This window comes from Mesorhizobium amorphae CCNWGS0123, from assembly GCF_001686985.1.
Classification (GTDB): domain Bacteria; phylum Pseudomonadota; class Alphaproteobacteria; order Rhizobiales; family Rhizobiaceae; genus Mesorhizobium; species Mesorhizobium amorphae.
In genome coordinates this window covers 6,151,066-6,174,065 of sequence record NZ_CP015318.1, presented here as the reverse complement: position 1 = coordinate 6,174,065, position 23,000 = coordinate 6,151,066, and the positions used below count along the sequence as shown (strand labels likewise).

Genomic DNA, 23,000 nt, shown 5'->3' with positions numbered 1-23,000 from the left:
GCCAAAGGCGGCTTCTGTCAACGGTTCCGGCAATACCCTGACAGAACCCGGCACTGATGGGCCGGGCGCTCACAAGTATGTTACAAAAGTGTAATTTTGGTGCCCTTGAATCGCCACGTTCAAGGACCCAAATACACGTCATCGGCAGTTTTCGCCGAAGTCCGGAGCAAGGCCCGTCCCCCGCCTATCCCGGACACCTGCGGCAGCCTATCCCCCCTCTCCGGGCTGCCGCAACGTTTCGAGTAAAAGGCCGCCGTGGTTCCCCCTCCACCACGGCGGCTCTTTTTTGCCTTCCGGCTTTTGTCGTCCATCTTGGCATTTTCAACGGCAAAGGCGCTGGTCCAACGTTCCCGGCTTTTCGTTTTCGGCTCGTCGCTTTAGGGTCGGCGCAAAATCGAAAGGCCCAAGAATGTCCAGAATTTCTCCCGTCCTTGACCGTCTCGACAGCAATCTCGACCGGAGCCTGGAGCGGCTGTTCGGCCTGCTCAGCATCAAGTCGATCTCCACCGACCCAAGTTACGCCGCCGACTGCCGCAAGGCGGCGGAATGGCTGGTGGCCGAGCTCAAGCTCATCGGCTTCGACGCCAGCGTGCGCGACACGCCTGGACATCCGATGGTGGTGGCGCATCATGAAGGACCGGCAGGGGCGCCGCATGTGCTGTTCTACGGCCATTACGACGTGCAGCCGGTCGATCCGATCGAGCTTTGGGAGAACGATCCGTTCGCGCCGGCGGTGAAGGAGATTGCGCCCGGCCACAAGGTGATCACCGGCCGCGGCTCGGCCGACGACAAGGGCCAGTTGATGACCTTCGTCGAGGCCTGCCGCGCCTGGAAGCAGGTGCATGGCAGCCTGCCTTGCCGCATCACCATCCTGTTCGAGGGCGAGGAGGAATCCGGCTCGCCGTCGCTGAAGCCGTTCCTCGACGCCAACAAGGCCGAACTCAAGACCGACTTCGCGCTGGTCTGCGACACCGGCATGTGGGATCGCGAGACGCCTTCCATCTGCGTTTCGCTGCGCGGCATGGTGGGCGAAGAGGTTACCGTCAAAGCTGCCGACCGCGACCTGCATTCGGGCCTCTATGGCGGTGCTGCCGCCAATCCGATCCGCATCCTCGCGAATATCCTGGCCGACATCCACGACAAGGAAGGCCACATCACCATTCCGGGCTTCTACGACGGCGTCGAGCAGACGCCCTCGCAGGTATTGAAGTCCTGGGAGACGCTCGGCGAGACGGCGGAGACTTTCCTCAGCCCGGTCGGCCTGTCGATCCCGTCAGGCGAAAAGGGCCGTTCGGTGCTCGAGCTGACCTGGGCGCGGCCGACGGCCGAGTTCAACGGCATCATTGGCGGCTATACGGGAAAAGGCTTCAAGACGGTGATCGCCGCTGAAGCTTCGGCAAAGGTGTCGTTCCGCCTGGTGCACAAGCAGGACCCGAAGAAGATCCGCGCTGCTTTCCAGGCTTTCGTCAAGGAACGCATTCCGGCCGATTGCTCGGTCGAATTCCATCCGCATGGCGGCTCGCCGGCGATCCAGCTCTCCTATGACTCGCCGTTCCTGGCCAAGGCCAAGGACGCGCTGTCCGACGAATGGGCGAAACAGGCGGTGACGACGGGCAGCGGCGGCTCGATCCCGGTGGTCGGCGATTTCCAGACCTATCTCGGCATCGAGTCGCTGCTGGTCGGCTTCGGCCTCGACGACGACCGCATCCATTCGCCCAACGAGAAATACGAGCTCACTTCCTTCCATAAAGGCCAGCGCTCCTGGGCCCGCATTCTCGACGCGCTGACGCGCTGACGCGGGAAACACGCATGGCGTGAATTCAACTTTCTGTTGATTTTTCTGCGGATCGCGGCGAGGACGATGCACGCCGCGATCCGGAGAAGACCATGAGCGACATACGCTTCCACAAAAATGACCTGCCCGACCTTTCGCACTACAATGTCGGGGCGGTGGCCATCGACACCGAGACGCTCGGGCTGAACCCGCATCGCGACCGGCTCTGCGTGGTGCAGATTTCGCCCGGCGACGGCTCGGCCGACGTCATCCAGATCGCGCCCGGCCAGAAGAAGGCGCCGAACCTCGTCAGCCTGCTCAGGAACAGGGGCATCACCAAGCTGTTCCATTTCGGCCGCTTCGATCTCGCCGTGCTCTACAATGCCTTTGGTGTCATGCCGGAGCCGGTGTTCTGCACCAAGATCGCCTCGCGGCTGACCCGCACCTATACCGACCGGCATGGGCTGAAGGACATCTGCAACGAGCTGCTCGGCATCGGCCTGTCGAAGGCGCAGCAGTCGTCGGACTGGGCAGCCGAGACGCTGTCGCCGGAACAGCTCGAATACGCCGCCTCCGACGTGCTCTATCTGCACCGGCTGCGCGATGTGCTGGCTGCCCGGCTGGCGCGCGAGAACAGGACGAGGGAGGCCGATGCCTGCTTCCGCTTCCTGCCGACGCGTGCCAAGCTCGACCTGATGGGCTGGGCCGAAGAGGACATCTTCGCCCATAGCTGATGGCTTCGGAACCCGGGCGCCGCTGGCCGCGTTCCTTCGGCTCAAAGAGGGATGACCTCGAAGAGGGAAGACATGGCAGACCGCAAGCCTATATCGACCGCGCCGACGGACGGTTCCAGGGTTACCGTCTACTGGAAAGACGCCAACAGCGTGATCAACGAATCCATCGCGCAGTATCGCGACGGTGCCTGGTGGACCTATATCGACAGTGATACGCAAAAGCGGGTCGAACCGACGAGCTGGCGGCCCACCTTCGAGGAGAGTGACGACGACTGACGCTGCCGCTGGCGGGGCCGGCTGCTTTCGCATAGCCTGAAGTCGTTGATATCGAGGCCGATTCGGGGCTTTCGCTCCGCCGTCGCCCTTTGCTCGGAGGAATTAATGGGTATCGAAAGCCTTATCATCTTCATCATCATTGGCGCCATCGCCGGCTGGCTCGCCGGCCTCGTCGTCTCAGGCTTCGGCTTCGGCCTGGTTGGCAACATCATCGTCGGCATTATCGGCGCCTTCATCGCCGGCTGGCTTTTCCCAAGACTTGGCTTTGCCATTGGCGGCGGCATTCTCGCCGCCATCATCAATGCCACGATCGGCGCCATCATCCTGTTGCTGGTGGTCAAGGTCTTGAAACGAGCCTGACGCACGACAGCAAAAGGGCGCGCCATGAAACAGAACATGCTCTATTTGATCATCGGCGCGCTCGTCGTGGTCGTCATCGCCCTTGGCGTCTATGTCTATCGCGAGCAGGCCAAGCCGAAGGGCGTGGAGCTGAAGATCGACGACAAGGGCATTTCGATCCAGCAGAATTGATCACGCCGGATTGACGCCTCCAGTTGGCCCACCGCTTGACCGGACAGGCGCGGACAAGGTTCTATGACCGCGTCTCAAGCCAAGGCGGGGCAGCGGGCAGCTTCCAATTCTTCCTCTCTTCAGGTCAGGCCTCAGGTGATACCCCGGATCGACTTCAGGGCCAGCGATGCTGTCCGAGCCGTGCTTTCGGCAATCGGGCGCACGGAAGATGTACGCTTTTCGCCCGACAACCGGCTCTTGGCCGTCGCCGGCTTTGGGCGAAAGCGCTGCCTGATCCTGCGGATCGAGGTCGAGCCAGCCCCCGCTGGACCCGAGGTCACGATCCACGATTACATGGAACTGACATCCGACTGCATCGGCGAGGTTCACGGCCTCGATTTCATCGACGATCGGACCCTGGCTGTCGCCAATCGCGACGGGCGGGTTGGCATATTTTCGCTGCCTTCGGGAGAGCCTGCCGGCAGAAGCCTTGAAATCTCGCCGCGCCGCCAGATCAAGAGCGGGCTGTTCTGCAAGTTGAGGACGCCCGGTTCGATCGCGGTCAGGCGGGAGTCACCCAGCCGGACCAGCCTGCTGGTCTGCAACAACTATACGCACCAGGTCACCCGTCATGTCGTCGACCGGCGGCTGGGATATCGCGCGCTGAGGAACCAGGTGCTGCTGAAACGGGGCCTCGATATTCCCGACGGCATCGCGCTCAGCCATGACGGCCAGTGGGTCGCCATCAGCAGCCATGGCACCAGGGATGTGAAAGTCTACAGCCTGTCGGGACCGCTCGGACCCGACACCGAGCCGGCCGGGATTCTCGAGAACGCCAACTACCCGCACGGCCTGCGCTTCACCGCTGACGACCGGCATGTTCTTGTCGCCGACGCCGGCAGTCCAAGGCTGCACGTCTATGACAGAGAGGGCGGCTGGAGCGGACGCCGCACACCGTCGCGCTCGCTTGTCGTCCTCGACGACGAGACCTTCCTGCGCGGCAGGAACAGCGACGAGGAAGGCGGTCCGAAGGGTCTCGACATCGACCGCTCGAACAATGTCGTGGCGTTGACCTGCGAAGAGCAGACGCTGGCGTTTTATTCGCTGGCGTCGATCGTCGGGCAGAACGTGCGGCGGCTCGAGCCGGAGTTGACGCGCGCCTAAAGCGCGTCGCGCCTGAACGGCCTCATGCGAGGCGCTTTAGGTTCTTGTTTTTTATGCATGTCGTTATCCCAAAACCGCTGCACACTTTTGGGCGACATGCATTAGAGCGGCTCATCGTTTCACGGAAATGCCGCACCGCGCTATCCCTTTGTTCTTGAAGCAATTCCGGACGGAAAACCGTTTCACAGTTTTCCTGGAATTGCTCGATGGGTTAAATGATCGGGACAGGTACCGCCCCGACAGCCTGAATACCAGCAACGCCAACTTTCGGTTGGTCATGAGGGGTTGAGCCTGGCGCCGAGTTCGACGCCCACCGGACTATCTCCTGGAGGCGAGCAACCACGACATCAAGAGGTATATCCTCGGTTTTCCTCGACCCGAACTCGCGCGCTTCCACTACCCAATGATGCGGGGTGAGCGGGCGCCAGAGGCGGGCTTTCGACGGGCCTGCCAATGTAAGCAGTGCACCTTGCCGAGTGGCCACCAGATGTCCAAGCCCGCTCTCCGCGGCAACAATGCAGATCGCACGATCGGCGAGGGCGTGGAACAGCCAAGGAAGCAACGCCGAATCCTGGACCGAACCGACATCGACAACCTTCGACACGCCGTCCTTTTCAATCCAGTTGCGCTGCTCGGTTTCTTGAGGCCCGAGCAGGAAAACAGGAAGGATGCCATCGCTGGCAATGTGTTTGGCGAGGTCCGTCCATTTCTGCCGATGCCAGAATTTGTTCATGGTCGGGCCGGGAGACAGGCCTATGAAGCGCTCGCCCGATGGAATGAGACGCAAAGCCTCGTCGCGTGCCTTTTCGAACACGGGCAATTTGGCGTCGAAAGGCAAAAGGCGGTCAGTGGCCAGTTCGACCATTCGATGCCATCGCAGGGCGTTGGTAGGGGGGCGGGGCTCGAAAAAGCCGGCAATATTGCGTCGCAGAGCGAAGCCTACCGAATTGGCAATGTAGCGCGCAGGCAGTCCTGCCGCTGCAACATAGCTCCGGGGTGTTTCCTTGCTTGAGCGAAGATCCAACACGAGGTCCACCGTGCCAAGTCGGCGCATCAGCGCACGTATCTGCGAAATGCTGGACAGGCGCTGATCGACCAGAATTTCATCGATAAGCTCGGGTCGAACGGGGGCCAATGTTGTGCGCCACACCGTGTCCAAATCAGATGCGCAGACGATCCGATGAGTGGGCAAAGCCAGCCTCAGCGCGCGGTAGACTGGAACCCGCAAAATCGCGTCCCCAAGCTTTTCATTGCGCGTCAGCACCAGGACTACTGGCTTTTCTGAAATCTTCATGTTCGCAGCGCCAAGCCCCCGAAAATCTTCGCGCTAATGCAAGATGATGCCGAAGGCAAGCAGTGACCGAGCCACAGGCCAGCTATGCAGCGAATACTTTTTCCCGCGCGAGTTCACATTGCGCGGCCAAGGGAAACCCCAAGGAATAACCTCGATCAGGATTTGACCGCGCCGCGCAAACCAGGGCGAAAGGCTTATCTAGGCATGAAAGAACCTGTTTCGCGCGGGAAAGCATCGGTAACGGCGGCGACAACGGGCAGCAGCGCGTTTCGAAATTTCCAAGGCAATTCAACGGGCTGCGAATCCGCCGCTTTAACGCGCCCTTAAATCGCCGCATCTACTCTGCAACCGGAGCGCCATAGGCACGGGACAAATAGCACAGCGCATGGCGAACCGCAGAGACAGTCGCATCGAACCCAGCTTCGAGGGCCCGTCACAGGCAAAAGCCTCGGCCGGGTTTTCGGTGAGCGAGGAGGACCGCGTCGTGCCGGGCAATCGCAGAACCTCCGCTGGCCGCAAAACCGCAAAGGCAAAATCATCGCGCCGTGGACGCGGCCGCAGCCGACGCGGCCTGTTCGGCGTGCTTGGCCGCCTGGTCTACTGGTGCTTCGTGCTCTGCATCTGGGGCGGCATCGCGGCGGCCGGTATCGTCGTCTATTATGGCGCGAAGATGCCGGCGGCCACGACCTGGTCGATCCCCGACCGCGCGCCCAACATCAAGATCGTCTCGGCCGACGGACAATTGCTCGCCAATCGTGGCATGAGCGGCGGCGAGGCGGTCGGCCTGCACGAAATGTCGCCCTATATTCCCGAGGCTGTCATCGCCATCGAGGATCGCCGTTTCTATTCGCATTTCGGCATCGACCCGATCGGCCTGTCGCGCGCCATGGTCACCAACGTGCTTGGCGGACATTTCTCGCAAGGCGGCTCGACGCTGACCCAGCAGCTCGCCAAGAACCTGTTCCTGACGCCGGACCGCACACTCGAGCGCAAGGTGCAGGAAGTGCTGCTGGCGTTGTGGCTGGAGCACAAGCACACCAAGGACCAGATCCTCGAAATGTACCTCAACCGGGTCTATTTCGGTTCCGGCGCCTATGGCGTGGAGGCGGCTTCGCGGCGCTATTTCGGCAAGAGTGCGCGCGACGTCACTCTGTCCGAGGCAGCGCTTCTGGCCGGCCTGTTGAAAGCGCCGTCGCGACTGTCGCCGGCGCGCGACCCGAAGGCGGCCGAGGACCGGGCGCAACTGGTGCTCGCCGCCATGCGCGACGAAGGCAAGATCAGCGCCAAGGAGCTGACCTCGGCGATGAGTGCGCCGGCGACGCGTGCGCCGTCCTACTGGACCGGCTCGGAAAACTATGTCGCCGACACCATCATGGAAGAATTGCCCGACCTGATCGGCGACGTGCGCGGCGACATCGTCATCGACAGCACGGTCGACCTGACGCTGCAGAAGCTCGCCGAACAGTCGATCCGGCGGCTGATCGACGAGAGCGGCAAGAAGCTCAATGTCAGCCAGGGCGCCCTGGTGTCGATCGACGATTCCGGCGCCGTGCGCGCCATGGTCGGCGGCTACGACTATTCGACCAGCCAGTTCGACCGCGCCTCCGAAGCACGCCGGCAGCCCGGCTCTGCCTTCAAGCCGTTCGTCTACATGGCTGCACTTGAGGCCGGACGCACGCCGGACAGCGTGCGCAACGATGCGCCGATCAAGATCGGCAAATGGACGCCGGACAATTACGGCGGCAAGTATTTCGGCAAGGTGACGCTGGCGATGGCACTGGCGAAGTCGCTGAACTCGGTCGCGGCACAGCTGACCATGGAGGTCGGGCCCGACGCGGTGGTCGAGGCGGCGCACCGCATGGGCATCCAGTCCGAGCTGCAAGCCAACACTTCGATCGCGCTTGGCACTTCCGAAGTGACGCCGCTCGAGCTGACCTCGGCCTATGTTCCCTTCGCCAATGGCGGCTACAAGCCGGACATCCATTTTATCCGCCGCATCACCACGACCGAGGGCAAGGTGCTCTATGACGCCAGTGGCGGCGGTGCGCCGCGCGTCGTCAAACCAGAAATCGTCGGCATGATGAACTCGATGATGACCGGCACGGTCGAGATCGGCACCGCCAAGAAGGCAGCCTTCGCCTGGCCGTCGGCCGGCAAGACCGGTACCAGCCAGAATTCGCGCGACGCCTGGTTCGTCGGCTACACCGCCAACCTGACCACCGGCGTGTGGTTCGGCAATGATGACGGCAGCGCAATGAAGAAGGTCACCGGCGGCGCGCTGCCGGCGCAGGCCTGGCACGAATTCATGGTCGCGGCGCATGAAGGCGTGCCGGTGCGGCCATTGCCCGGAACCTGGAAGTCGACGCCATCGGACACGATCGTGCCGGACGACATACCGTCGGCCGATGTCGGACCGGCGCCGGTGCCGCAGGCTTCGGTCGGCCAGTCCCAGCCTGCTGCCCAGGCGCCCACGCCCGGTCGCCCGGCACGGCCCGCCCAAACGGTCGATGCCGACGGTTTCGATATGCCGGGCGACGGTGGGACCACCGCTTCGGTCGGGCATCCCGTGCCGCCCGGCAATGTCGGCGGCCCGACGAAGAAGCGGCAGACCTCGATCCTCGACATCCTCACCGGGGGGTAGAGCCCGATCCATCCCGATGGAATCGGGATGGGGATCTACCCCTTTGTTTGCCCATGATCTTTTCCGAAAACCGGATTCCACTTTTCGGGATCATGGTCTAAGCGCCAACTCGCCCCTCGCCACGGCATCGGCGTTCCGCTAAATGTCCGGCTGGAGATCGCGACATGGCTGAACTCGACACCAGAAAGACCATCGTGCTGACCGGCGCCAGCCGCGGCATCGGTCACGCCACTGTTAAGCGCTTTTCACGCGAGGGCTGGCGCGTCATCACCTGCTCGCGCCAGGCTTTTGCCGAGGACTGTCCGTGGCCGGCGGGGCCTGAGGACCACATCAAGGTCGATCTCGCCGACCAGGAGGATGTCGGCATCGCCGTCTCTGAAATCCGTCACCGGCTGGAGGCGCATGGCGGACACCTCAATGCGCTGGTCAACAACGCCGGCATTTCGCCGAAGCTCAGCGACGGCAACAGCCGTATGAACTCGATCGACACGCCGATGCATGTCTGGCGCGACGTGTTCCAGGTCAATTTCTTCGCGCCGATCATGCTGGCCAGAGGCCTGTTCAAGGAGCTGGCATCGGCGAAAGGTTCGATCGTCAACGTCACTTCGATCGCCGGCACCCGCGTTCATCCTTTCGCCGGTACAGCCTATGCGACGTCGAAGGCTGCGCTCGGTTCGCTGACGCGCGAGATGGCGCATGATTTCGGCCCGCACGGCATCCGCGTCAACGCGATCGCGCCAGGCGAGATCGACACGGCGATCCTGTCGCCGGGCACCGACAAGATCGTCGAGACCATTCCGCTGAGAAGGCTCGGCGCCACGGCCGAGGTCGCCGACATCATCTTCTTCCTGTGCTCGCAGCAGGCGTCCTACGTGACGGGCTCGGAAATCCACATCAACGGTGGCCAGCACGTCTGAGGCTTCGGGCTCTCATCCGGCGATGGTGAGAACGGCCTTGCCGCTGAAGCTGCGCTGCCGCAGTGCGTCCAGGGCTTGGGCAATGTCTGTCCACGGCACGGTCAAGGCCACGCGGGGTTCCAGCCGGCCAGCCGCCACCAGAGCGAGCAGCGAGGCGATGTCCGCGCCAATGCCCGAGCCGGAAGTGTAGTACGCGAAGGTCTGCAGCCTCGCCCCCTCGTGACCCGGAACGAACTGGCGGAAGCCGACCGGCGTGAGTTCGCCACTGCTCGAACCGAACATGACGATGATCCCGCCAGGTGCGACGCGTTCGATCGCGTGTGCGAGGCTTTCCCCGCCGACCGACTCGGTGATCAGCGAAAACAGCCCCTCGGCCCGCTCGATTGTTTCGACAACCTGGTCGGCTCCCAGGTGGCGAAGATCATCGTGGTGCCGAGACGTGGCGATCGCTGTCACCGAAGCGCCTTGCTCGCGGGCGATCTGGATCTGGAAACGGCCGACCGCACCGCTTGCGCCAGTGATGAGGACCCGCTGACCGGCGAGGTCGCCGCCATGGCGTAAAGTCCTCAGCGCCGTCGCGCCCGCGACCGGAAGCGTGGCCGCGGAAACGAAACTGACGTCATCCGGCAGGACGGCGAGACGGTCGGTTGGAACGGCGACACGTTCGGCCCAGCCGGCCTGGTCGACCAGAGCCGCAACGCTTGTGCCTACGGCTGGCCCGGAGCCATCGGCCGCCGCCCGTTCGACAACCCCAACGATGTCCTGGCCGGGTACCCAGCCGGCCGGACGTATGGTGAGCAGGCGCAGTTCGCCGCGGTTCAACGAGGTTGCGTGGACCGCCACCAATGCTTCATTCGGACAAAGGTTTGGCTCGTCGATCTCGGCTAGCTTCAGCCTGTTGGGGCTGTCGGGAGAGATAGCAAGGGCAAGCATTGGCCACCTTTGAGAATTGACGGTTGGGGTCGCGATCGGGATTGCGACGATAACGGCCTGAGCCTATCGACTTTTGGGGTTGAAAAATTTAGATATAAAGCCAAATGATCGCTAAAAGCAGTCAAGTATGAGACAGCCGCTCCGCTGGCCCTGGCTGGATTTCGACGTCGATGACGTGCTCACGCCAGCGATCGCCGTTCGCGTAGACGTGACCGAGACCAAGGCCGAGGTGCCCGAGCACTGGCATCGCAAAGGGCAACTCGTCTTTGCGCTCGGAGGCGGCGTCACCTGTCGTGTTCCGAGCGGCCTTTGGATGGTGCCGCCGCATTGTGGCGTGTGGGTGCCCAGCAAGATGGAGCACAGTAACATCGCGACCGCCAATGCGCGGATTTTCTTCGTCTACATCGAGCCCGGAGCTGCCGAGCTGCCGGACCGGTGCTGCACGCTCTCGATCTCGCCTCTGCTGCGCGAGCTCATCATCGAACTGTCGGATTGCGCGCCGGACGAACCAAGAGGCGACCGCCTGGCGGGGATGCTGCTCGCCGAACTGCCGCTTATGCCTGTGCAGCAATTGCACCTGCCGATCTCAGCTGAGCCGCGCCTGCGGCGGATCGCCGAGGCGTTGGCGGATGATCCCGCCGATCGCAGCACACTGGCGGAATGGGCAAACCGCGTTGCGCTCAGCGAGAGCAGCCTCGCCCGCCTCGTGGTCAAGGAGACAGGGCTGAGCTTCGGGCACTGGCGCCAGCAATTGCACTTGATCGTCGCCATTCGAGAACTGGCCTCCGGTGCCAGCGTGCAGCAGGTTTCGGGCGACCTCGGCTATGGTTCCGTCACGGCCTTCATCACCATGTTCAAGAAGGCGCTTGGGATGCCGCCGGCAAGATACCTCAGCAGTGTCGCGCAAAACGGCGGCTCTGCATTCGTCGCCTGATCCGATTGCGAACGCAGTCGAGACGATTGCATTGACAGCGCATGACGGCCTTGGCTTGGTCAGGCCGCGGACGGGTCAGCCGCTTCCGGCTTGTGGCCCAGAACCTCTTCCACGATGCCACGCGCGATCTCGCGCTCGCCCATGATGACGGTGTCGGCGCCGAGCCCCTTGAGATGCTCGACCTCGGCGTCTGAATGGGCCCGGGCGATGACGCTTATCCCGGGATTGGCGGCGCGGGCGCGCAGCACGACCTGTCCCGCTTCGAAGGCATTGGGAATGGCGAGGATCAATCGCTTTGCGCCTTCCGGATTGGCGGCGGCAAACACTTCGGCGTTGGCCGCATTGCCAGCGACGGTTTCGATTCCGTCGGCCCTGAGCTTCGCCAGCGTCTTGTCGGCGTCCTCGATGACGAGGAAGGGCATGGCAGCATCTTTCAGCGCTGCGCCGACGAGGCTGCCGACGCGGCCGTAGCCGATCAGGATGGCGTGGCCGGTGAGCTTTGTCTTCGGCGGCGGCCCATCTTCCCTTTCCGGCGCGACTGACGCCACTTCTCCGGGTGCGGTCGCCGGGCCGATCGGCTTTGCCTCGACCGGTGGCGCTGCCTTGGCGGCCCGCGCCTCCAGCCATGGCTTCATCCAGTCGATGGCGAGGAACATCAGCGGGTTGAGCACGATCGACAGGATGGCGCCGGCCAGGATCAGGTCGCGCCCCTGCTCGGGCAGCAGGCCCAGCCCGACACCGAGCTCGGCCAGGATGAAGGAGAACTCGCCGATCTGCGCAAGGCTGGCCGAAATCATCAGTGCGGTGGCAATCGGATAGCCGAAGGCGACGACGATGACGAACGCCGCCAGCGATTTGCCAAGCACGATGATGGCCAGCGTGGCCAGGATCGGCAGACCATTGCTCATCAGGCTGAACGGGTCGAACAGCATGCCGACCGAAACGAAGAACAGCACCGAGAAAGCATCGCGCAGCGGCAGCGATTCCTCGGCCGCGCGGTGGCTGAGTTCCGACTCGCTCATGATCATGCCGGCAAAGAAGGCGCCCAGCGCCAGCGAGACGCCGAACAGCTTTGCCGCCCCGAAGGCAACGCCAAGTGCTATGGCCAGCACTGCCAGCCGGAACAGTTCGCGTGAGCCGGTATGAGCGACATAGTGCAGGATCCAGGGGATGACCCGGCGACCGACCACCAGCATGACGACGACGAAGGCGGCGACCTTGGCAAGGGTGATGCCGACGACGCCCCAGATGCCGTAGCTGGCGGGCAGCGCCAGCAGACCGCTGGCGTGGTTGTCCACCTGCGGCTGGCCGCCGAGCACGCCGGCCAGCGCCGGCAACAACACCAGCGCGAGCACCATGGCGAGGTCCTCGACGATCAGCCAGCCGACAGCGATGCGGCCGCGCTCGGTCTCGATCAGCCTCCGCTCCTGCAAAGCACGCAGCAGCACCACGGTGGAGGCGACGGAAAGCGCCAGGCCGAAGACCAGCCCGGCGCCCATCGACCAGCCGAGCAGCCAGGCAAGGCCGGCGCCGAGCGCGGTGGCAAAGCCGATCTGCACGACGGCGCCGGGTATGGCGATGGCGCGGACCGACAAAAGGTCCTTCAGCGAAAAATGCAGGCCGACGCCGAACATCAAGAGGATGACGCCGATTTCGGCGAGCTCGTTGGCGAGGCCGGCATCGGCGACGAAGCCGGGCGTGTTCGGCCCGACCAGCACGCCGGCAATCAAGTAGCCGACCAGCGGCGGCACGCGAAAACGGTTGGCGAGGGCGCCGAAGACGAAAGCCAGCCCCAGACCGGCGACGATGGTGGCGATAAGGGGCGTGTCATGCGGCATTGTCTATGGAGCGCCTTTCGAAAATCACGATGTCGGATAGGCGCCGCCCGAAGCCGCCGCCTCTTGCAATATGGGGGCTGTTATAGGCGCGAGGCAACCCGCATTGCCGCGAAATGGTCGGCAGTGCGGACAAGAGCGAATAGAGGCCGAAGTGCGCGCGGGTCAGGCGGCCTGTAGCAGGCTCTCGATCTCGAAGATGGTGTGGTTGGTCAGCGTCTTCGGAATTTCCGCCTGCACCCTGCCGCCGACTTCCTTGTGCAGCTTCCGGCGCATCTCGCCCAGCACTTGGGGCGGCGCGATCAGCACAATCTCCTCGAACGCGCCGCGATGCGCCAGCCCGTAGAGCCGCTCGGCGATATCGTCGGCGAAGCGCTCCTTGCCGATACGATGCCAATCGGTGTCCTGAACCGCACTGCGATGGACCGAGGGGCCGTCATTGTAGCGGCCCGGGCGGTCGCTGCCTTGTTCGCGGGTGGCGGGATTCTCCTGCTCCATCTCCTGCACCACTTGCAGGTCGGGGAATCGCGTGTCGCCCCGGTTGCGCAGGAACAGCGCCTTCTCACCGTCGGCGACCAGAACCCACAGCCCATGCTTCAGCTTGATGTCGCTCATATCGGCTCCTCCATTTCCTGACCGACCCCGGATGAGGCCGCATGGCCCGATGCCCTGCAGCCTGGGGTTTGAATGGCAAACGCCGGCTCCGCCAAATTCGTTCCGAGTGATGGCTCATCGCCGGTCCAAGACCGCAGTCAACGCCCTGCAGCATTAATCTACTAATTTGGTAGAATTTAGAAAAAACTGTTTTGCGGCGCCGAGCGCAAGCGACTAAAAGGACCGCAGATCGGGGCCTGCAACAGCATCTTGAATCCACCCGACTCCTGGGTGTGGAATAATTTTCTCCTGCCCTTCGCAGTTGCGAAAAAGCGATTGCCTGCCATCGCCGGATGCGCGAGTGCTTTCCTTCTGGTTTTTCGCGCCGCCGCGTAAAACTGGCAGACTGTTCCAGGATTCCTTGTCGTCATGTCTGAGGCCAATGCCAAACTCAACGCCTTTCCCGTTTTCATGCGGGTCGAGGGCGAAGCCGTGGCCATCGTCGGTGGCGGCGAGGAGGCACTGGCCAAGGCCCGGCTGCTCGACCAGTCAAGCGCGGTGCTGCGCATCATCACCGATGCCGCCGAAGCCGAGTTGCTGAACTTCATCGCTGCTACCGGCGCCGTCCACATCGATGCCGCCTACGATGCCGCGCATCTGGAAGGCGCGACCCTGGTGTTTGCCGCCAGCGGCGAGGAAGCGCTCGACCGCCGCGTCGCCGCGGACGCACGCCGGCTGGGCATTCCGGTCAATGCGGTCGACCGGCCCGAGCTCTGCGATTTCTTTACACCTGCGCTGGTCAACCGCGCCCCGGTGGCGATCGCCATCGGCACCGAAGGGGCAGGCCCGGTGCTGGCCCAGATCCTGCGCAGCCGTATCGACCGCATGCTGTCGCCGTCGCTCGGTGCTCTGGCGACGCTCGCCGCTTCGTTCCGAGGTGCTGCCGAGCGGCTGCCGAAGGGCAATGGCCGCCGCCGCTTCTGGAGCGATTTCTTTGCCGGCGCGCCGGCGCGCGCCGTAGAGGCCGGAGAGCTCTCGCAGGCGCATGATGCAGCACTCGACCTGCTTGTCTCCAACGCGCCGGCCGCAGGCCACATCGCGCTGGTCGGCGCTGGGCCGGGCGCGGAAGACCTTTTGACGCTGCGGGCGCATCGGTTTTTGATGGAAGCCGACGTCATCGTCTATGACGCGCTGGTGCCGGAGGCGATTGTCGCCATGGGTCGCCGCGACGCCGAGCGCCTGCCGGTCGGCAAGCGCAAGGGCTGCCATTCGAAGAGCCAGACCGAGATCAATGCGCTGCTGGTCGAACTCGGCCATGCCGGCAAGCGCGTCGTGCGGCTGAAGTCGGGCGACCCCTTGGTGTTCGGCCGGGCTGGCGAGGAGATGGCGGCACTTCGCGACGCCGGCATCGCCTATGAAGTGGTTCCCGGCGTCACCGCGGCCTTTGCCGCAGCCGCCGATTTCGAACTGCCGCTGACGCTGCGCGGCGTCTCTTCGTCGATGGTGTTCACGACCGGCCACGATCTTAAGGGCAATTCGCTGCCGGACTGGGCCAAGCTCGCCATCTCCGGCGCAACGGTCGCCGTCTATATGGGCCGCTCGGTCGCGGCCGAGGTCGCCGGCCGCCTGATCGAAGCCGGCCTGTCGCCGGACACGGCGGTCGCCGTGGTCGAGAATGCCAGTCTCGGCAATCGCCGGCGCTTCCACGGCACGCTGGCCGATTTGCCGTCGCTGGAGGCGCGCGCCGACCTGACCGGCCCGGTGATGACCATCATCGGCGATGCGGTCGCCGGCGCCAATTTTGAACGTTCCGAGCCGCTCGCGGCACACAGGCATGAGGGCGCTGCCAGCACGGCCGCCGAAGGAGTCGAGCAATGAAGGTTCTGACCGCAAACAGGCTCACCGACGGCATCGCCGTCTGGTACGCCGATGGCGGCTGGGCCGAGACGATCGGCAATGCCGACCTCGCCCATGACAAGGCGGCCGAGGACCGGCTGGAGGCGATCGGTGCCGCGGCCTACGCCAACAATGAGGTTGTCGACGTCAATCTGATCGACGTCACCGTGGTCGACGGCGTGGTCGAAGCGGTGCGGCTGCGCGAAAAGATCCGCGCCGCTGGCCCGACCATCCGTGGCGACCTCGGCAAACAGGCCCATCCGGAAACGATCCGGGCATAATGTGAAAGCGGGCGGACGCGCCCTGAAAGACGAAGCATGTACCGTTACGATGAGTTCGACCAAGATTTCGTGCAGGCCCGTGTCGCCGAGTTCAGCGACCAGGTGCAGCGGCGGCTTGCCGGCGAGATCACCGAGGATCAGTTCCGGCCGCTGAGGCTGATGAACGGTGTCTATTTGCAGCTGCACGCCTATATGCTGCGCATAGCGGTGCCCTATGGCACGCTGAACAGCCAGCAGCTGCGCATGCTCGGCCATATCGCCCGCAAATACGACAAGGGCTACGGCCATTTCACGACGCGGCAGAACATCCAGTTCAACTGGCCGGCGCTGTCGGACATCCCGGCGATCCTGGCCGATCTCGCGAGTGTCGAGATGCACGCCATCCAGACCAGCGGCAACTGCATACGCAACGTCACCGCCGATCATTTCGCCGGTGCCGCCGCCGACGAGGTCGCCGATCCGCGCCCCTATGCGGAGATCCTGCGTCAGTGGTCGTCGGTGCATCCGGAGTTTTCGTTCCTGCCGCGCAAGTTCAAGATCGCGGTGACGGGTGCGGAGCGCGACCGCGCCGCTATCCAGACGCACGACATCGGCTTGCATTTGAAGAAGAACGCGGCCGGCGAACTCGGCTTCGCCGTCTATGTCGGCGGCGGCCAGGGCCGCACGCCGATGGTCGCCAAGAAGATCCGCGACTTCCTGCCGGAAGCCGATCTTCTGTCCTACTGCACGGCGATCCTGCGCGTTTACAACCTCTATGGCCGCCGCGACAACAAGTACAAGGCGCGCATCAAGATTCTCGTCCACGAGACCGGGGTCGAGGAGATCACCCGCCAGATCGAGGCCGAATGGCAGGAACTGAAGGACGCCGAGCTGAAGCTGCCGGAAGCCGACATCCGCGCCATCGACGCCTATTTCGCTCCGCCCCGGCTGACCGCGCGGCCGGAAGGCGACGCGGCGGTGAAGCTGGCACGGCTCGATTCCAAAAGCTTCTCCGAATGGCTCGACCAGAATGTGGTGACCCACCGCCATCCCGACTATGCGGCGGTGACGATCTCGCTCAAGGGCATCGGCGAGGTGCCGGGCGACGCTTCCGACAGCCAGATGGAAGCGGTTGCCGACATCGCCGAGAAATACGCTTTCGACGAATTGCGCGTCAGCCACGAGCAGAACCTGATCCTGCCGCATGTCGCGCGCGCCGACCTCAAGGCTGTCTATGACGCGCTGGTCGACATCGGCCTGGCCACGGCCAACTCCAACCTGATCAGCGACATCATCTCGTGCCCCGGCCTCGACTATTGCGCGCTGGCCACGGCGCGCTCCATTCCGGTGGCGCAGGAGATATCGCAGCGCTTCGCCTCGCTCGAGCGGCAGCGCGAGATCGGCGAGCTGAAGCTGAAGATTTCCGGCTGCATCAACGCCTGCGGCCACCACCATGTCGGCCACATCGGCATCCTCGGCGTCGAGAAGAAGGGCGCCGAACTCTACCAGGTCACGCTCGGCGGCTCGGCCGACGAGAACACCTCGGTTGGCGAGATCATCGGCCGCGGCTTCTCGTCGGAAGAGATCACCGACGCCATCGAGCAGATCGTCGAAACCTATCTCGGCCTTCGCCTCGATCCCTCAGAACGATTCATCGACGCCTACCGCAGAGTCGGTCCCGCGCCGTTCAAGGAGGCGCTCTATGCTGGCGAAACCAAGGCCGCTTGACCGTATCGTCGACGTCGAGGCCGGCATCGCCGCCGAGGCGGCTGGGCTCGACGCGCTCTATGGTCACCTCAATCCGCTGCAGATCATCGAGCGCTCGACGCGCGAGATCTTTCGCGGCGGCATCGCCGCCGTGTCCTCGTTCGGCGCCGATTCAGCCGTGCTCCTGCATATGATCGCCGAGATCGACCGCACGCTGCCGGTGATCTTCCTCGATACCGGCAAGCATTTCGAGGAGACGCTCGGTTATCGCGACGCGCTGGCCGCCGATTTCGGCCTGACCGATATCAGGGTGATCAAGCCCGAAGAGGCCGCGCTCGAAAGGGTCGATCCGACCGGCAACCTCAACGAGACCAACACCGACGCCTGCTGCAATGTGCGCAAGGTCGAGCCGCTGGCGCGCGGCGTCGAGCCGTTCCGCGCCTGGTTCACCGGACGCAAGCGCTTCCAGGCCTCGACGCGCGCGGCGCTTCCCGTCTTCGAGGCGGTCGGTTCGCGCATCCGCATCAACCCGCTGGCGCATTGGACGACGTCGGACCAGGCCGCCTACATGCGCGCGCATGCGCTGCGCGAAAATCCGCTGGTCGCCTATGGCTATCTGTCGATCGGTTGCTTCCCATGCACGCAGCCGGTACAGCCGGGCGAGGATGCGCGCAGCGGCCGCTGGGCTGGGCACGCCAAGACCGAGTGCGGCATCCACCTCTCCGGGCTGGAGAAGTCGCTGACCGACGCATCGCTTTAAGGTATGTTGGTGCTCAGCCGGCCTGCAAACGGCGGTTCCTGCGCTTCCGTACCAAAGTCGCTGACCGGCGCGCCGCTCCAGAAATTTTGAGCTTTAGGACTTCTTGATGACTGAATTGACGACGGAGACCCGCCTCTGGACCCCGACGGGTTTCCGCGAGGACGAGTGGGTTCATGCCGAAAGCGCCGATGCACTTACCGGCAACGGACGCTTTATCCTGCCGCTGCAGGCGTTTCTGGGGCTCGACGCGGACGTGCGCCGATCGGCGAAGGAGCGCCTTGGTGTGCTGCTTCTGCCGGGCGACGAACTGGACAAGATCGCCGGGCTGCTCGACCAGCTGTCGCTGGTGGCGCTGGCCTTTCCTGCGTTCAATGACGGGCGGTCCTTCTCCAAGGGCGAATTGCTGCGTGCGCGCTATCATTTTCAGGGTGCCGTGCGCGCCACCGGCCAGGTTCTGGTCGACCAGCTGCCGCATATGCTGCGGCTCGGCTTCGACGAGTTCGAAGTGACGAATCCGGTGCTTCTGAAGCGGCTCGAGGAAGGCCGCACCGGCGGCCTGCCGCTCTACTATCAGCCGGCCGCCGAGCCGGAGGCCAAGGGACCGAAATATTCCTGGCGGCGCAAACGCACGGGCTGACCCTGCGGTAACGCGCCGACGTCTTTACAATGCTCGCAAGCAAGCCTTCTCTTGCGCATCCGGACGGAAACATCCGCCGGATGATCGGGAGGAGACTATGCGCTACGACTATGTCATCGCCGGTGGCGGTTCCGCCGGCTGCACGCTGGCGGCAAGGCTCTCCGAAGATCCCTCCAAAACGGTGTGCCTGATCGAAGCCGGCGGCGCCGGCAAGGATTTGTTCATCCGCGCGCCGGCGGGCGTCATCGCGCTGCTGCCGGGCCGGCCGAAGCTCAACAACTGGGCCTTCGAGACGGTGCCGCAGCCAGGACTTGGCGGCCGCAAGGGCTACCAGCCGCGCGGCAAGACGCTCGGCGGCTCCAGCGCCATCAACGCCATGCTCTACATTCGCGGGCATCGCAGCGACTATGACGGATGGGCCGACCTCGGCTGCGATGGCTGGTCGTGGGACGAGGTACTGCCCTATTTTCGGCGCGCCGAAGGCAATCAGCGCGGCACTGACGCGCTGCATGGCGGCGACGGGCCGTTGCGGGTCGGCGAGCAGCAGGAGCCGCGTCCCGTCGCCCGCGCCTTTGTCGAGGCCTGCGGCGAAAACCAGATCAGGCGCAACGATGATTTCAACGGAGCCGAGCAGGAAGGGGCGGGGCTCTACCAGGTAACGCAGTTCTGGGGCGAGCGCCGCAATGGCGAGCGCTGCTCGGCTGCGGCCGCCTACCTGCATCCGGCCATGGACCGGCCGAACCTGACCGTTGTCACCGGGGCGCACGCGACACGGATAGTCCTCGACGGTAAGCGCGCCACGGGCCTGCGCTACCGTGCCGGCAAAACCGAGACCGTCGCGGAGGCAAAGCGCGAGGTCATCGTCTGCGGCGGCGCCTTTGGCTCACCGCAGCTGCTGTTGTTGTCCGGCATCGGCCCGGCGGCCGAACTGGCGATGCACGGCATTCCGGTCGTCCATGAGGTGCCTGGGGTCGGCAAGAACCTGCAGGACCATCTCGATTTCATCATGGCCTGGACGTCGGCGGATGCCGACATGATGGGCATCGGCCTGCGCGGCACGCCTGGATTGCTCAGGCATATGCTGCGCTGGCGCAAGGACGGCACAGGCATGATCGCCACTCCGTACGCCGAGGCCGGCGCTTTCCTCAAATCCGATCCGGTGATCGATCGGCCCGACCTGCAGCTGCATTTCTGCATCGCCATCGTCGACGATCACGGCCGCAAGCTGCATATGGGCTACGGCTTTTCCTGCCATGTCTGCGTGCTGCGGCCTTATTCGCGCGGCGAGGTCGGGCTGTCGACGCCGGACCCGCTGGCGCCGCCGCGCATCGACCCGCGCTTTCTCGAGGACGAACGCGATGCCGCCCTTCTGCTCAAGGGGGTCAAGACGATGCGCGGCATATTGGAGGCGCCGGCGCTAGCGAAATACCGCCGCAAGGAAATCTACACCGCCGGTGTTTCAAGCGATGCCGACCTGATGGCGCATATCAGGGCCCGCGCCGACACGATCTATCACCCGGCCGGCACCTGCAGGATGGGCGTCGACGACATGGCCGTCGTCGATCCGCAACTCAAGGTGCACGGGATGCAGGGGCTGCGCGTGGTCGATGCTTCGGTGATGCCGACACTGATCGGCGGCAACACCAATGCGCCGACGATCATGATCGCCGAAAAGGCTGCGGATATGATCCGCGCCGCAGCCTGAATGGGCGTTATTGGTCGGACCAGGATTGCCATGCGGAAGCCGAGGGCGAGGGTCTGGCCGGCGTTTTAGCAAGTGCAAATCAATCTGGTCTGACCAATTGTGCGATTTACGCTTTTCCTTTCGACGTCTTGCCCTTAGGATAGGTCTATTATTTCGCGACCCGAAATAAATAGCCAGCAAGGGAGGAACCAGAAATGGCAGGCAAGAAGATACTGATGCTCGTTGGCGAGTTCAGCGAGGAATACGAGATTTTCGTCTTCGAACAGGCCATGCATGCGGTTGGCCATACGGTCCATGTCGTGTGCCCCGACAAGAAGGCCGGCGACATATTGAAGACGTCGTTGCACGATTTCGAAGGCCACCAGACCTATACGGAAAAGCTCGGCCACGACTACATCCTCAACAAGACCTTCGCCGAGGTGAACCCGGCCGAATACGACGCCGTCTATGCGGCGGGCGGGCGCGGGCCGGAATACATCCGCATCGACAAGCGGGTGCAGGCGCTGGTCAGGCATTTCCATGAGACCGGCAAGCCGATCTTCACCATCTGCCACGGCGTGCAGATCCTGATCGCGGTCGATGGCGTGGTGCGCGGCAGGGAAGTCGCGGCGCTGCAATATTGCGAACCGGAGGTCACGCTGGCCGGCGGCATCTACATCGACGTCGCGCCGACCGGCGCCCATGTCGACGGCAATCTGGTGTCGGCCAAGGGCTGGCCGGGCCTTGCAGCCTTCATGCGCGAATGCCTCAAGGTGCTCGGCACCGAGATCCGTGACGGCAAGGCGCTGATGCGCGACGAGCGCAAGGCGGCCTGAACGGGGCATAGCCTAGGGAGAAAGCCGCCGCACTGCCGGTGCGGCGGTCTGTTCTACGCGGCCAAGCGCGCTTCGCGGAAGGACACAAGTTTCCTGCGGCTTTCGTCCCATAGCGCCAGCTTGACGCAGCGCAGGCTGTCGAGAAGTGTGACGCGGCCGATGTCGCGCAGTTCCGGAAAATCGCGCAGCACTTCCGGAAGCCGGTAGCACGGCACCTTGGCCGAGAGATGGTGGACGTGATGGACGCCGATATTGCCGGTGAACCAGTTCAGCACGGCCGGCAGGTCGTAATAGGACGATCCATGCAGCGCGGCGTGCTGGAATTCCCATTCGGAATCCTTTGCCCATTCCGTCTCTTCGAACTGGTGCTGGACATAGAACAGCCAGACGCCGGCCGAACCGGCGAGGATGACGATCGGCAAGTGGACGACCAGGAACGCGCCTAGCCCGACGAACCAGATGAGGATCGCGGCGGCAAGCGCGATGCCGAGATTGGTCGCCATGGACGACACCCAGGGCGTCAGGCCGCCCCGCATCATGCCGACCGGCAGCCTTTGCTCGAAGATGAAAAGCCAGATCGGCCCGAGGCCGAACATGACCAGCGGATGGCGATAGAGCCGGTAGGCCAGCCGGCCCCGCCATGACATCTGCCGGTATTCGGCGACGGTCAGGGTCTTGATGTCGCCCATGCCGCGCTCGTCGAGATTGCCGGCGCTGGCGTGATGGGTGGCGTGGGCACGCCGCCAGCAATCATAGGGGGTCAGCGTCAGGACGCCGAGCGCGCGGCCGATCCAGTCGTCCGCATAGCGGTTGGCGAAGAAGGACCCATGTCCGCAATCGTGCTGGATCATGAAGATGCGCACCAGAAACCCGGCCGCGGGAAGAATGAGGATCAAACCCCACCAATGGCCGTAGGAATAGGCGGCCGAAGAGAGCGCCCAGAGGGTGACGAAGGGAATGAGGGTGATGGCGAGTTCGAGGGCGCTGCGCCGCCGGTCAGGCTTCTTGTAGCGCGCCAGAATCTTCAGCCAGGCGCGCTTGCTGTTGGCAACCGCCTCGGGGGAAATCATGTTCATCAGGAAGCATAAGCAACAGGCTCCGCCGCCGCAAGGCAAAGCTCACGCAAAATTACTGCGCGTAATTGTCGCGCGATGGCAGGCCATGACGGCTGCGACTGTTGTTCCATCCGTCTTCCGGAACAAGTGCCTAGTGGCGCTCGCTGGCGGCCACACTGGCCTCCGCCCCGTCGAGACGGTCGAGCAGTTCCCTGAGATGCTCGGGCAGTTCGGCCTGCAAATGGAATGCCGGCAGCGTGCGCAGGAACCGCTTGGTCGCCTCGGTGCCCATCTGGCGCTTGATATCGGCGGCGAGTTCCTCGCGCCTGTCGCGCTTATTGCCTGTCATTGTCCCAAAATCCTGTGTTGGCTTCGAAACTCCTCCGGGCCGGTAATGGTTCCCGCATTGCAGGGGCCTTGCAAGAAAAGCCGGCCGTTACGGTAAAATTTGAATTAATATCGAAAGATCGCCGGCAGCCTCCAATATGGCTTGCCCCTTGATTTTTGGCCGCCAAACCTCGATATCGGGCGCAAATCCAGACCATTCGAAAATGACGGG

General features: G+C 63.8%; 22 protein-coding genes. 16 read left to right on the top strand and 6 right to left on the bottom strand.

Annotated features, from left to right (window positions below; genetic code table 11):
* Positions 1-409 precede the first annotated feature (409 nt).
* The 6 genes from A6B35_RS29065 (at position 410) to A6B35_RS29045 (ending at position 4,458) form a co-directional block, all read left to right on the top strand.
* The gene (locus A6B35_RS29065) at positions 410-1,795 is read left to right on the top strand and encodes a M20/M25/M40 family metallo-hydrolase (RefSeq protein WP_006200428.1); all 1,386 of its coding nucleotides are present in this window, start codon (positions 410-412) and stop codon (positions 1,793-1,795) included.
* A gap of 92 nt (positions 1,796-1,887) precedes the next feature.
* Positions 1,888-2,508, top strand: coding sequence for a ribonuclease D (locus A6B35_RS29060; protein WP_006200427.1), 621 nt, complete (start codon positions 1,888-1,890; stop codon positions 2,506-2,508).
* Positions 2,509-2,580: 72 nt separating this feature from the next.
* Complete coding sequence (locus A6B35_RS29055) at positions 2,581-2,784, top strand: hypothetical protein (RefSeq protein ID WP_006200426.1); 204 nt, start codon at positions 2,581-2,583, stop codon at positions 2,782-2,784.
* Between the two features lie 105 nt (positions 2,785-2,889).
* Positions 2,890-3,144: a GlsB/YeaQ/YmgE family stress response membrane protein gene (locus A6B35_RS29050; RefSeq protein WP_006200425.1), complete on the top strand. Its 255-nt coding sequence runs from the start codon at positions 2,890-2,892 to the stop codon at positions 3,142-3,144.
* A 24-nt stretch (positions 3,145-3,168) separates the two neighbouring features.
* Complete coding sequence (locus A6B35_RS34800; protein WP_006200424.1) at positions 3,169-3,315, top strand: hypothetical protein; 147 nt, start codon at positions 3,169-3,171, stop codon at positions 3,313-3,315.
* Positions 3,316-3,495: 180 nt separating this feature from the next.
* Entirely contained in the window at positions 3,496-4,458 is a 963-nt protein-coding gene (locus A6B35_RS29045; RefSeq protein ID WP_006200423.1) for an NHL repeat-containing protein, read from the top strand.
* A gap of 211 nt (positions 4,459-4,669) precedes the next feature.
* Here A6B35_RS29045 and A6B35_RS29040 read toward each other — a convergent pair whose 3' ends face one another.
* Positions 4,670-5,752 (bottom strand): ADP-heptose--LPS heptosyltransferase, encoded by a 1,083-nt coding sequence (locus A6B35_RS29040; RefSeq protein ID WP_006200422.1) that lies wholly within the window; start codon positions 5,750-5,752, stop codon positions 4,670-4,672.
* Between the two features lie 385 nt (positions 5,753-6,137).
* Between A6B35_RS29040 and A6B35_RS29035 the strand changes: the two genes are divergently transcribed.
* Positions 6,138-8,393: a transglycosylase domain-containing protein gene (locus A6B35_RS29035; RefSeq protein WP_006200421.1), complete on the top strand. Its 2,256-nt coding sequence runs from the start codon at positions 6,138-6,140 to the stop codon at positions 8,391-8,393.
* 164 nt (positions 8,394-8,557) lie between these two features.
* Complete coding sequence (locus tag A6B35_RS29030; protein WP_006200420.1) at positions 8,558-9,310, top strand: SDR family NAD(P)-dependent oxidoreductase; 753 nt, start codon at positions 8,558-8,560, stop codon at positions 9,308-9,310.
* A gap of 12 nt (positions 9,311-9,322) precedes the next feature.
* On the opposite strand, the gene A6B35_RS29025 is transcribed toward A6B35_RS29030, so the two are convergent.
* Positions 9,323-10,243 carry a zinc-binding dehydrogenase gene (locus tag A6B35_RS29025; protein WP_006200419.1) on the bottom strand — a complete coding sequence of 307 codons (921 nt, stop codon included), beginning with the start codon at positions 10,241-10,243 and terminating at the stop codon, positions 9,323-9,325.
* Positions 10,244-10,370: 127 nt separating this feature from the next.
* On the opposite strand from A6B35_RS29025, the gene A6B35_RS29020 reads away from it, so the two are divergent.
* Positions 10,371-11,177, top strand: a complete 807-nt coding sequence (locus A6B35_RS29020; RefSeq protein WP_006200418.1) for an AraC family transcriptional regulator — start codon at positions 10,371-10,373, stop codon at positions 11,175-11,177.
* 59 nt (positions 11,178-11,236) lie between these two features.
* On the opposite strand, the gene A6B35_RS29015 is transcribed toward A6B35_RS29020, so the two are convergent.
* Positions 11,237-13,015 carry a cation:proton antiporter domain-containing protein gene (locus A6B35_RS29015; protein WP_006200417.1) on the bottom strand — a complete coding sequence of 593 codons (1,779 nt, stop codon included), beginning with the start codon at positions 13,013-13,015 and terminating at the stop codon, positions 11,237-11,239.
* Positions 13,016-13,177: 162 nt separating this feature from the next.
* The gene (locus tag A6B35_RS29010) at positions 13,178-13,627 is read right to left on the bottom strand and encodes a baeRF12 domain-containing protein (protein WP_006200416.1); all 450 of its coding nucleotides are present in this window, start codon (positions 13,625-13,627) and stop codon (positions 13,178-13,180) included.
* 408 nt (positions 13,628-14,035) lie between these two features.
* On the opposite strand from A6B35_RS29010, the gene cysG reads away from it, so the two are divergent.
* From cysG to A6B35_RS28975, 7 genes are all read left to right on the top strand, one after another.
* On the top strand, positions 14,036-15,484 hold the full coding sequence (cysG, locus tag A6B35_RS29005) for a siroheme synthase CysG (protein ID WP_006200415.1): 1,449 nt from the start codon (positions 14,036-14,038) through the stop codon (positions 15,482-15,484).
* The gene (locus tag A6B35_RS29000; RefSeq protein WP_006200414.1) at positions 15,481-15,783 is read left to right on the top strand and encodes a DUF2849 domain-containing protein; all 303 of its coding nucleotides are present in this window, start codon (positions 15,481-15,483) and stop codon (positions 15,781-15,783) included. The genes cysG and A6B35_RS29000 overlap by 4 nt, the downstream gene beginning before the upstream one ends.
* A gap of 36 nt (positions 15,784-15,819) precedes the next feature.
* Entirely contained in the window at positions 15,820-17,490 is a 1,671-nt protein-coding gene (locus A6B35_RS28995) for a nitrite/sulfite reductase (RefSeq protein ID WP_006200413.1), read from the top strand.
* Positions 17,465-18,229, top strand: coding sequence for a phosphoadenylyl-sulfate reductase (locus A6B35_RS28990; protein WP_006200412.1), 765 nt, complete (start codon positions 17,465-17,467; stop codon positions 18,227-18,229). Before A6B35_RS28995 ends, A6B35_RS28990 begins: the two co-directional genes overlap by 26 nt.
* A gap of 106 nt (positions 18,230-18,335) precedes the next feature.
* Positions 18,336-18,866 carry a DUF934 domain-containing protein gene (locus A6B35_RS28985; RefSeq protein ID WP_006200411.1) on the top strand — a complete coding sequence of 177 codons (531 nt, stop codon included), beginning with the start codon at positions 18,336-18,338 and terminating at the stop codon, positions 18,864-18,866.
* 97 nt (positions 18,867-18,963) lie between these two features.
* On the top strand, positions 18,964-20,571 hold the full coding sequence (locus tag A6B35_RS28980) for a GMC family oxidoreductase (protein WP_006200410.1): 1,608 nt from the start codon (positions 18,964-18,966) through the stop codon (positions 20,569-20,571).
* A 194-nt stretch (positions 20,572-20,765) separates the two neighbouring features.
* Positions 20,766-21,386 (top strand): DJ-1/PfpI family protein, encoded by a 621-nt coding sequence (locus tag A6B35_RS28975; RefSeq protein WP_006200409.1) that lies wholly within the window; start codon positions 20,766-20,768, stop codon positions 21,384-21,386.
* A gap of 53 nt (positions 21,387-21,439) precedes the next feature.
* Here A6B35_RS28975 and A6B35_RS28970 read toward each other — a convergent pair whose 3' ends face one another.
* Positions 21,440-22,462, bottom strand: a complete 1,023-nt coding sequence (locus tag A6B35_RS28970; protein WP_006200408.1) for a fatty acid desaturase — start codon at positions 22,460-22,462, stop codon at positions 21,440-21,442.
* A 130-nt stretch (positions 22,463-22,592) separates the two neighbouring features.
* Positions 22,593-22,790 carry a hypothetical protein gene (locus A6B35_RS28965; RefSeq protein WP_006200407.1) on the bottom strand — a complete coding sequence of 66 codons (198 nt, stop codon included), beginning with the start codon at positions 22,788-22,790 and terminating at the stop codon, positions 22,593-22,595.
* Positions 22,791-23,000 lie beyond the last annotated feature (210 nt).

Bases quoted from the DNA above. Each gene is read 5' to 3' on its own strand.
- A6B35_RS29065 (WP_006200428.1), top strand. From the start codon at position 410: ATGTCCAGAATTTCTCCCGTCCTTGACCGTCTCGACAGCAATCTCGAC.
- A6B35_RS29060 (WP_006200427.1), top strand. From the start codon at position 1,888: ATGAGCGACATACGCTTCCACAAAAATGACCTGCCCGACCTTTCGCAC.
- A6B35_RS29055 (WP_006200426.1), top strand. From the start codon at position 2,581: ATGGCAGACCGCAAGCCTATATCGACCGCGCCGACGGACGGTTCCAGG.
- A6B35_RS29050 (WP_006200425.1), top strand. From the start codon at position 2,890: ATGGGTATCGAAAGCCTTATCATCTTCATCATCATTGGCGCCATCGCC.
- A6B35_RS34800 (WP_006200424.1), top strand. From the start codon at position 3,169: ATGAAACAGAACATGCTCTATTTGATCATCGGCGCGCTCGTCGTGGTC.
- A6B35_RS29040 (WP_006200422.1), bottom strand. From the start codon at position 5,752: ATGAAGATTTCAGAAAAGCCAGTAGTCCTGGTGCTGACGCGCAATGAA.
- A6B35_RS29035 (WP_006200421.1), top strand. From the start codon at position 6,138: ATGGCGAACCGCAGAGACAGTCGCATCGAACCCAGCTTCGAGGGCCCG.
- A6B35_RS29030 (WP_006200420.1), top strand. From the start codon at position 8,558: ATGGCTGAACTCGACACCAGAAAGACCATCGTGCTGACCGGCGCCAGC.
- A6B35_RS29025 (WP_006200419.1), bottom strand. From the start codon at position 10,243: ATGCTTGCCCTTGCTATCTCTCCCGACAGCCCCAACAGGCTGAAGCTA.
- A6B35_RS29020 (WP_006200418.1), top strand. From the start codon at position 10,371: ATGAGACAGCCGCTCCGCTGGCCCTGGCTGGATTTCGACGTCGATGAC.
- A6B35_RS29015 (WP_006200417.1), bottom strand. From the start codon at position 13,015: ATGCCGCATGACACGCCCCTTATCGCCACCATCGTCGCCGGTCTGGGG.
- A6B35_RS29010 (WP_006200416.1), bottom strand. From the start codon at position 13,627: ATGAGCGACATCAAGCTGAAGCATGGGCTGTGGGTTCTGGTCGCCGAC.
- cysG (WP_006200415.1), top strand. From the start codon at position 14,036: ATGTCTGAGGCCAATGCCAAACTCAACGCCTTTCCCGTTTTCATGCGG.
- A6B35_RS29000 (WP_006200414.1), top strand. From the start codon at position 15,481: ATGAAGGTTCTGACCGCAAACAGGCTCACCGACGGCATCGCCGTCTGG.
- A6B35_RS28995 (WP_006200413.1), top strand. From the start codon at position 15,820: ATGTACCGTTACGATGAGTTCGACCAAGATTTCGTGCAGGCCCGTGTC.
- A6B35_RS28990 (WP_006200412.1), top strand. From the start codon at position 17,465: ATGCTGGCGAAACCAAGGCCGCTTGACCGTATCGTCGACGTCGAGGCC.
- A6B35_RS28985 (WP_006200411.1), top strand. From the start codon at position 18,336: ATGACTGAATTGACGACGGAGACCCGCCTCTGGACCCCGACGGGTTTC.
- A6B35_RS28980 (WP_006200410.1), top strand. From the start codon at position 18,964: ATGCGCTACGACTATGTCATCGCCGGTGGCGGTTCCGCCGGCTGCACG.
- A6B35_RS28975 (WP_006200409.1), top strand. From the start codon at position 20,766: ATGGCAGGCAAGAAGATACTGATGCTCGTTGGCGAGTTCAGCGAGGAA.
- A6B35_RS28970 (WP_006200408.1), bottom strand. From the start codon at position 22,462: ATGAACATGATTTCCCCCGAGGCGGTTGCCAACAGCAAGCGCGCCTGG.
- A6B35_RS28965 (WP_006200407.1), bottom strand. From the start codon at position 22,790: ATGACAGGCAATAAGCGCGACAGGCGCGAGGAACTCGCCGCCGATATC.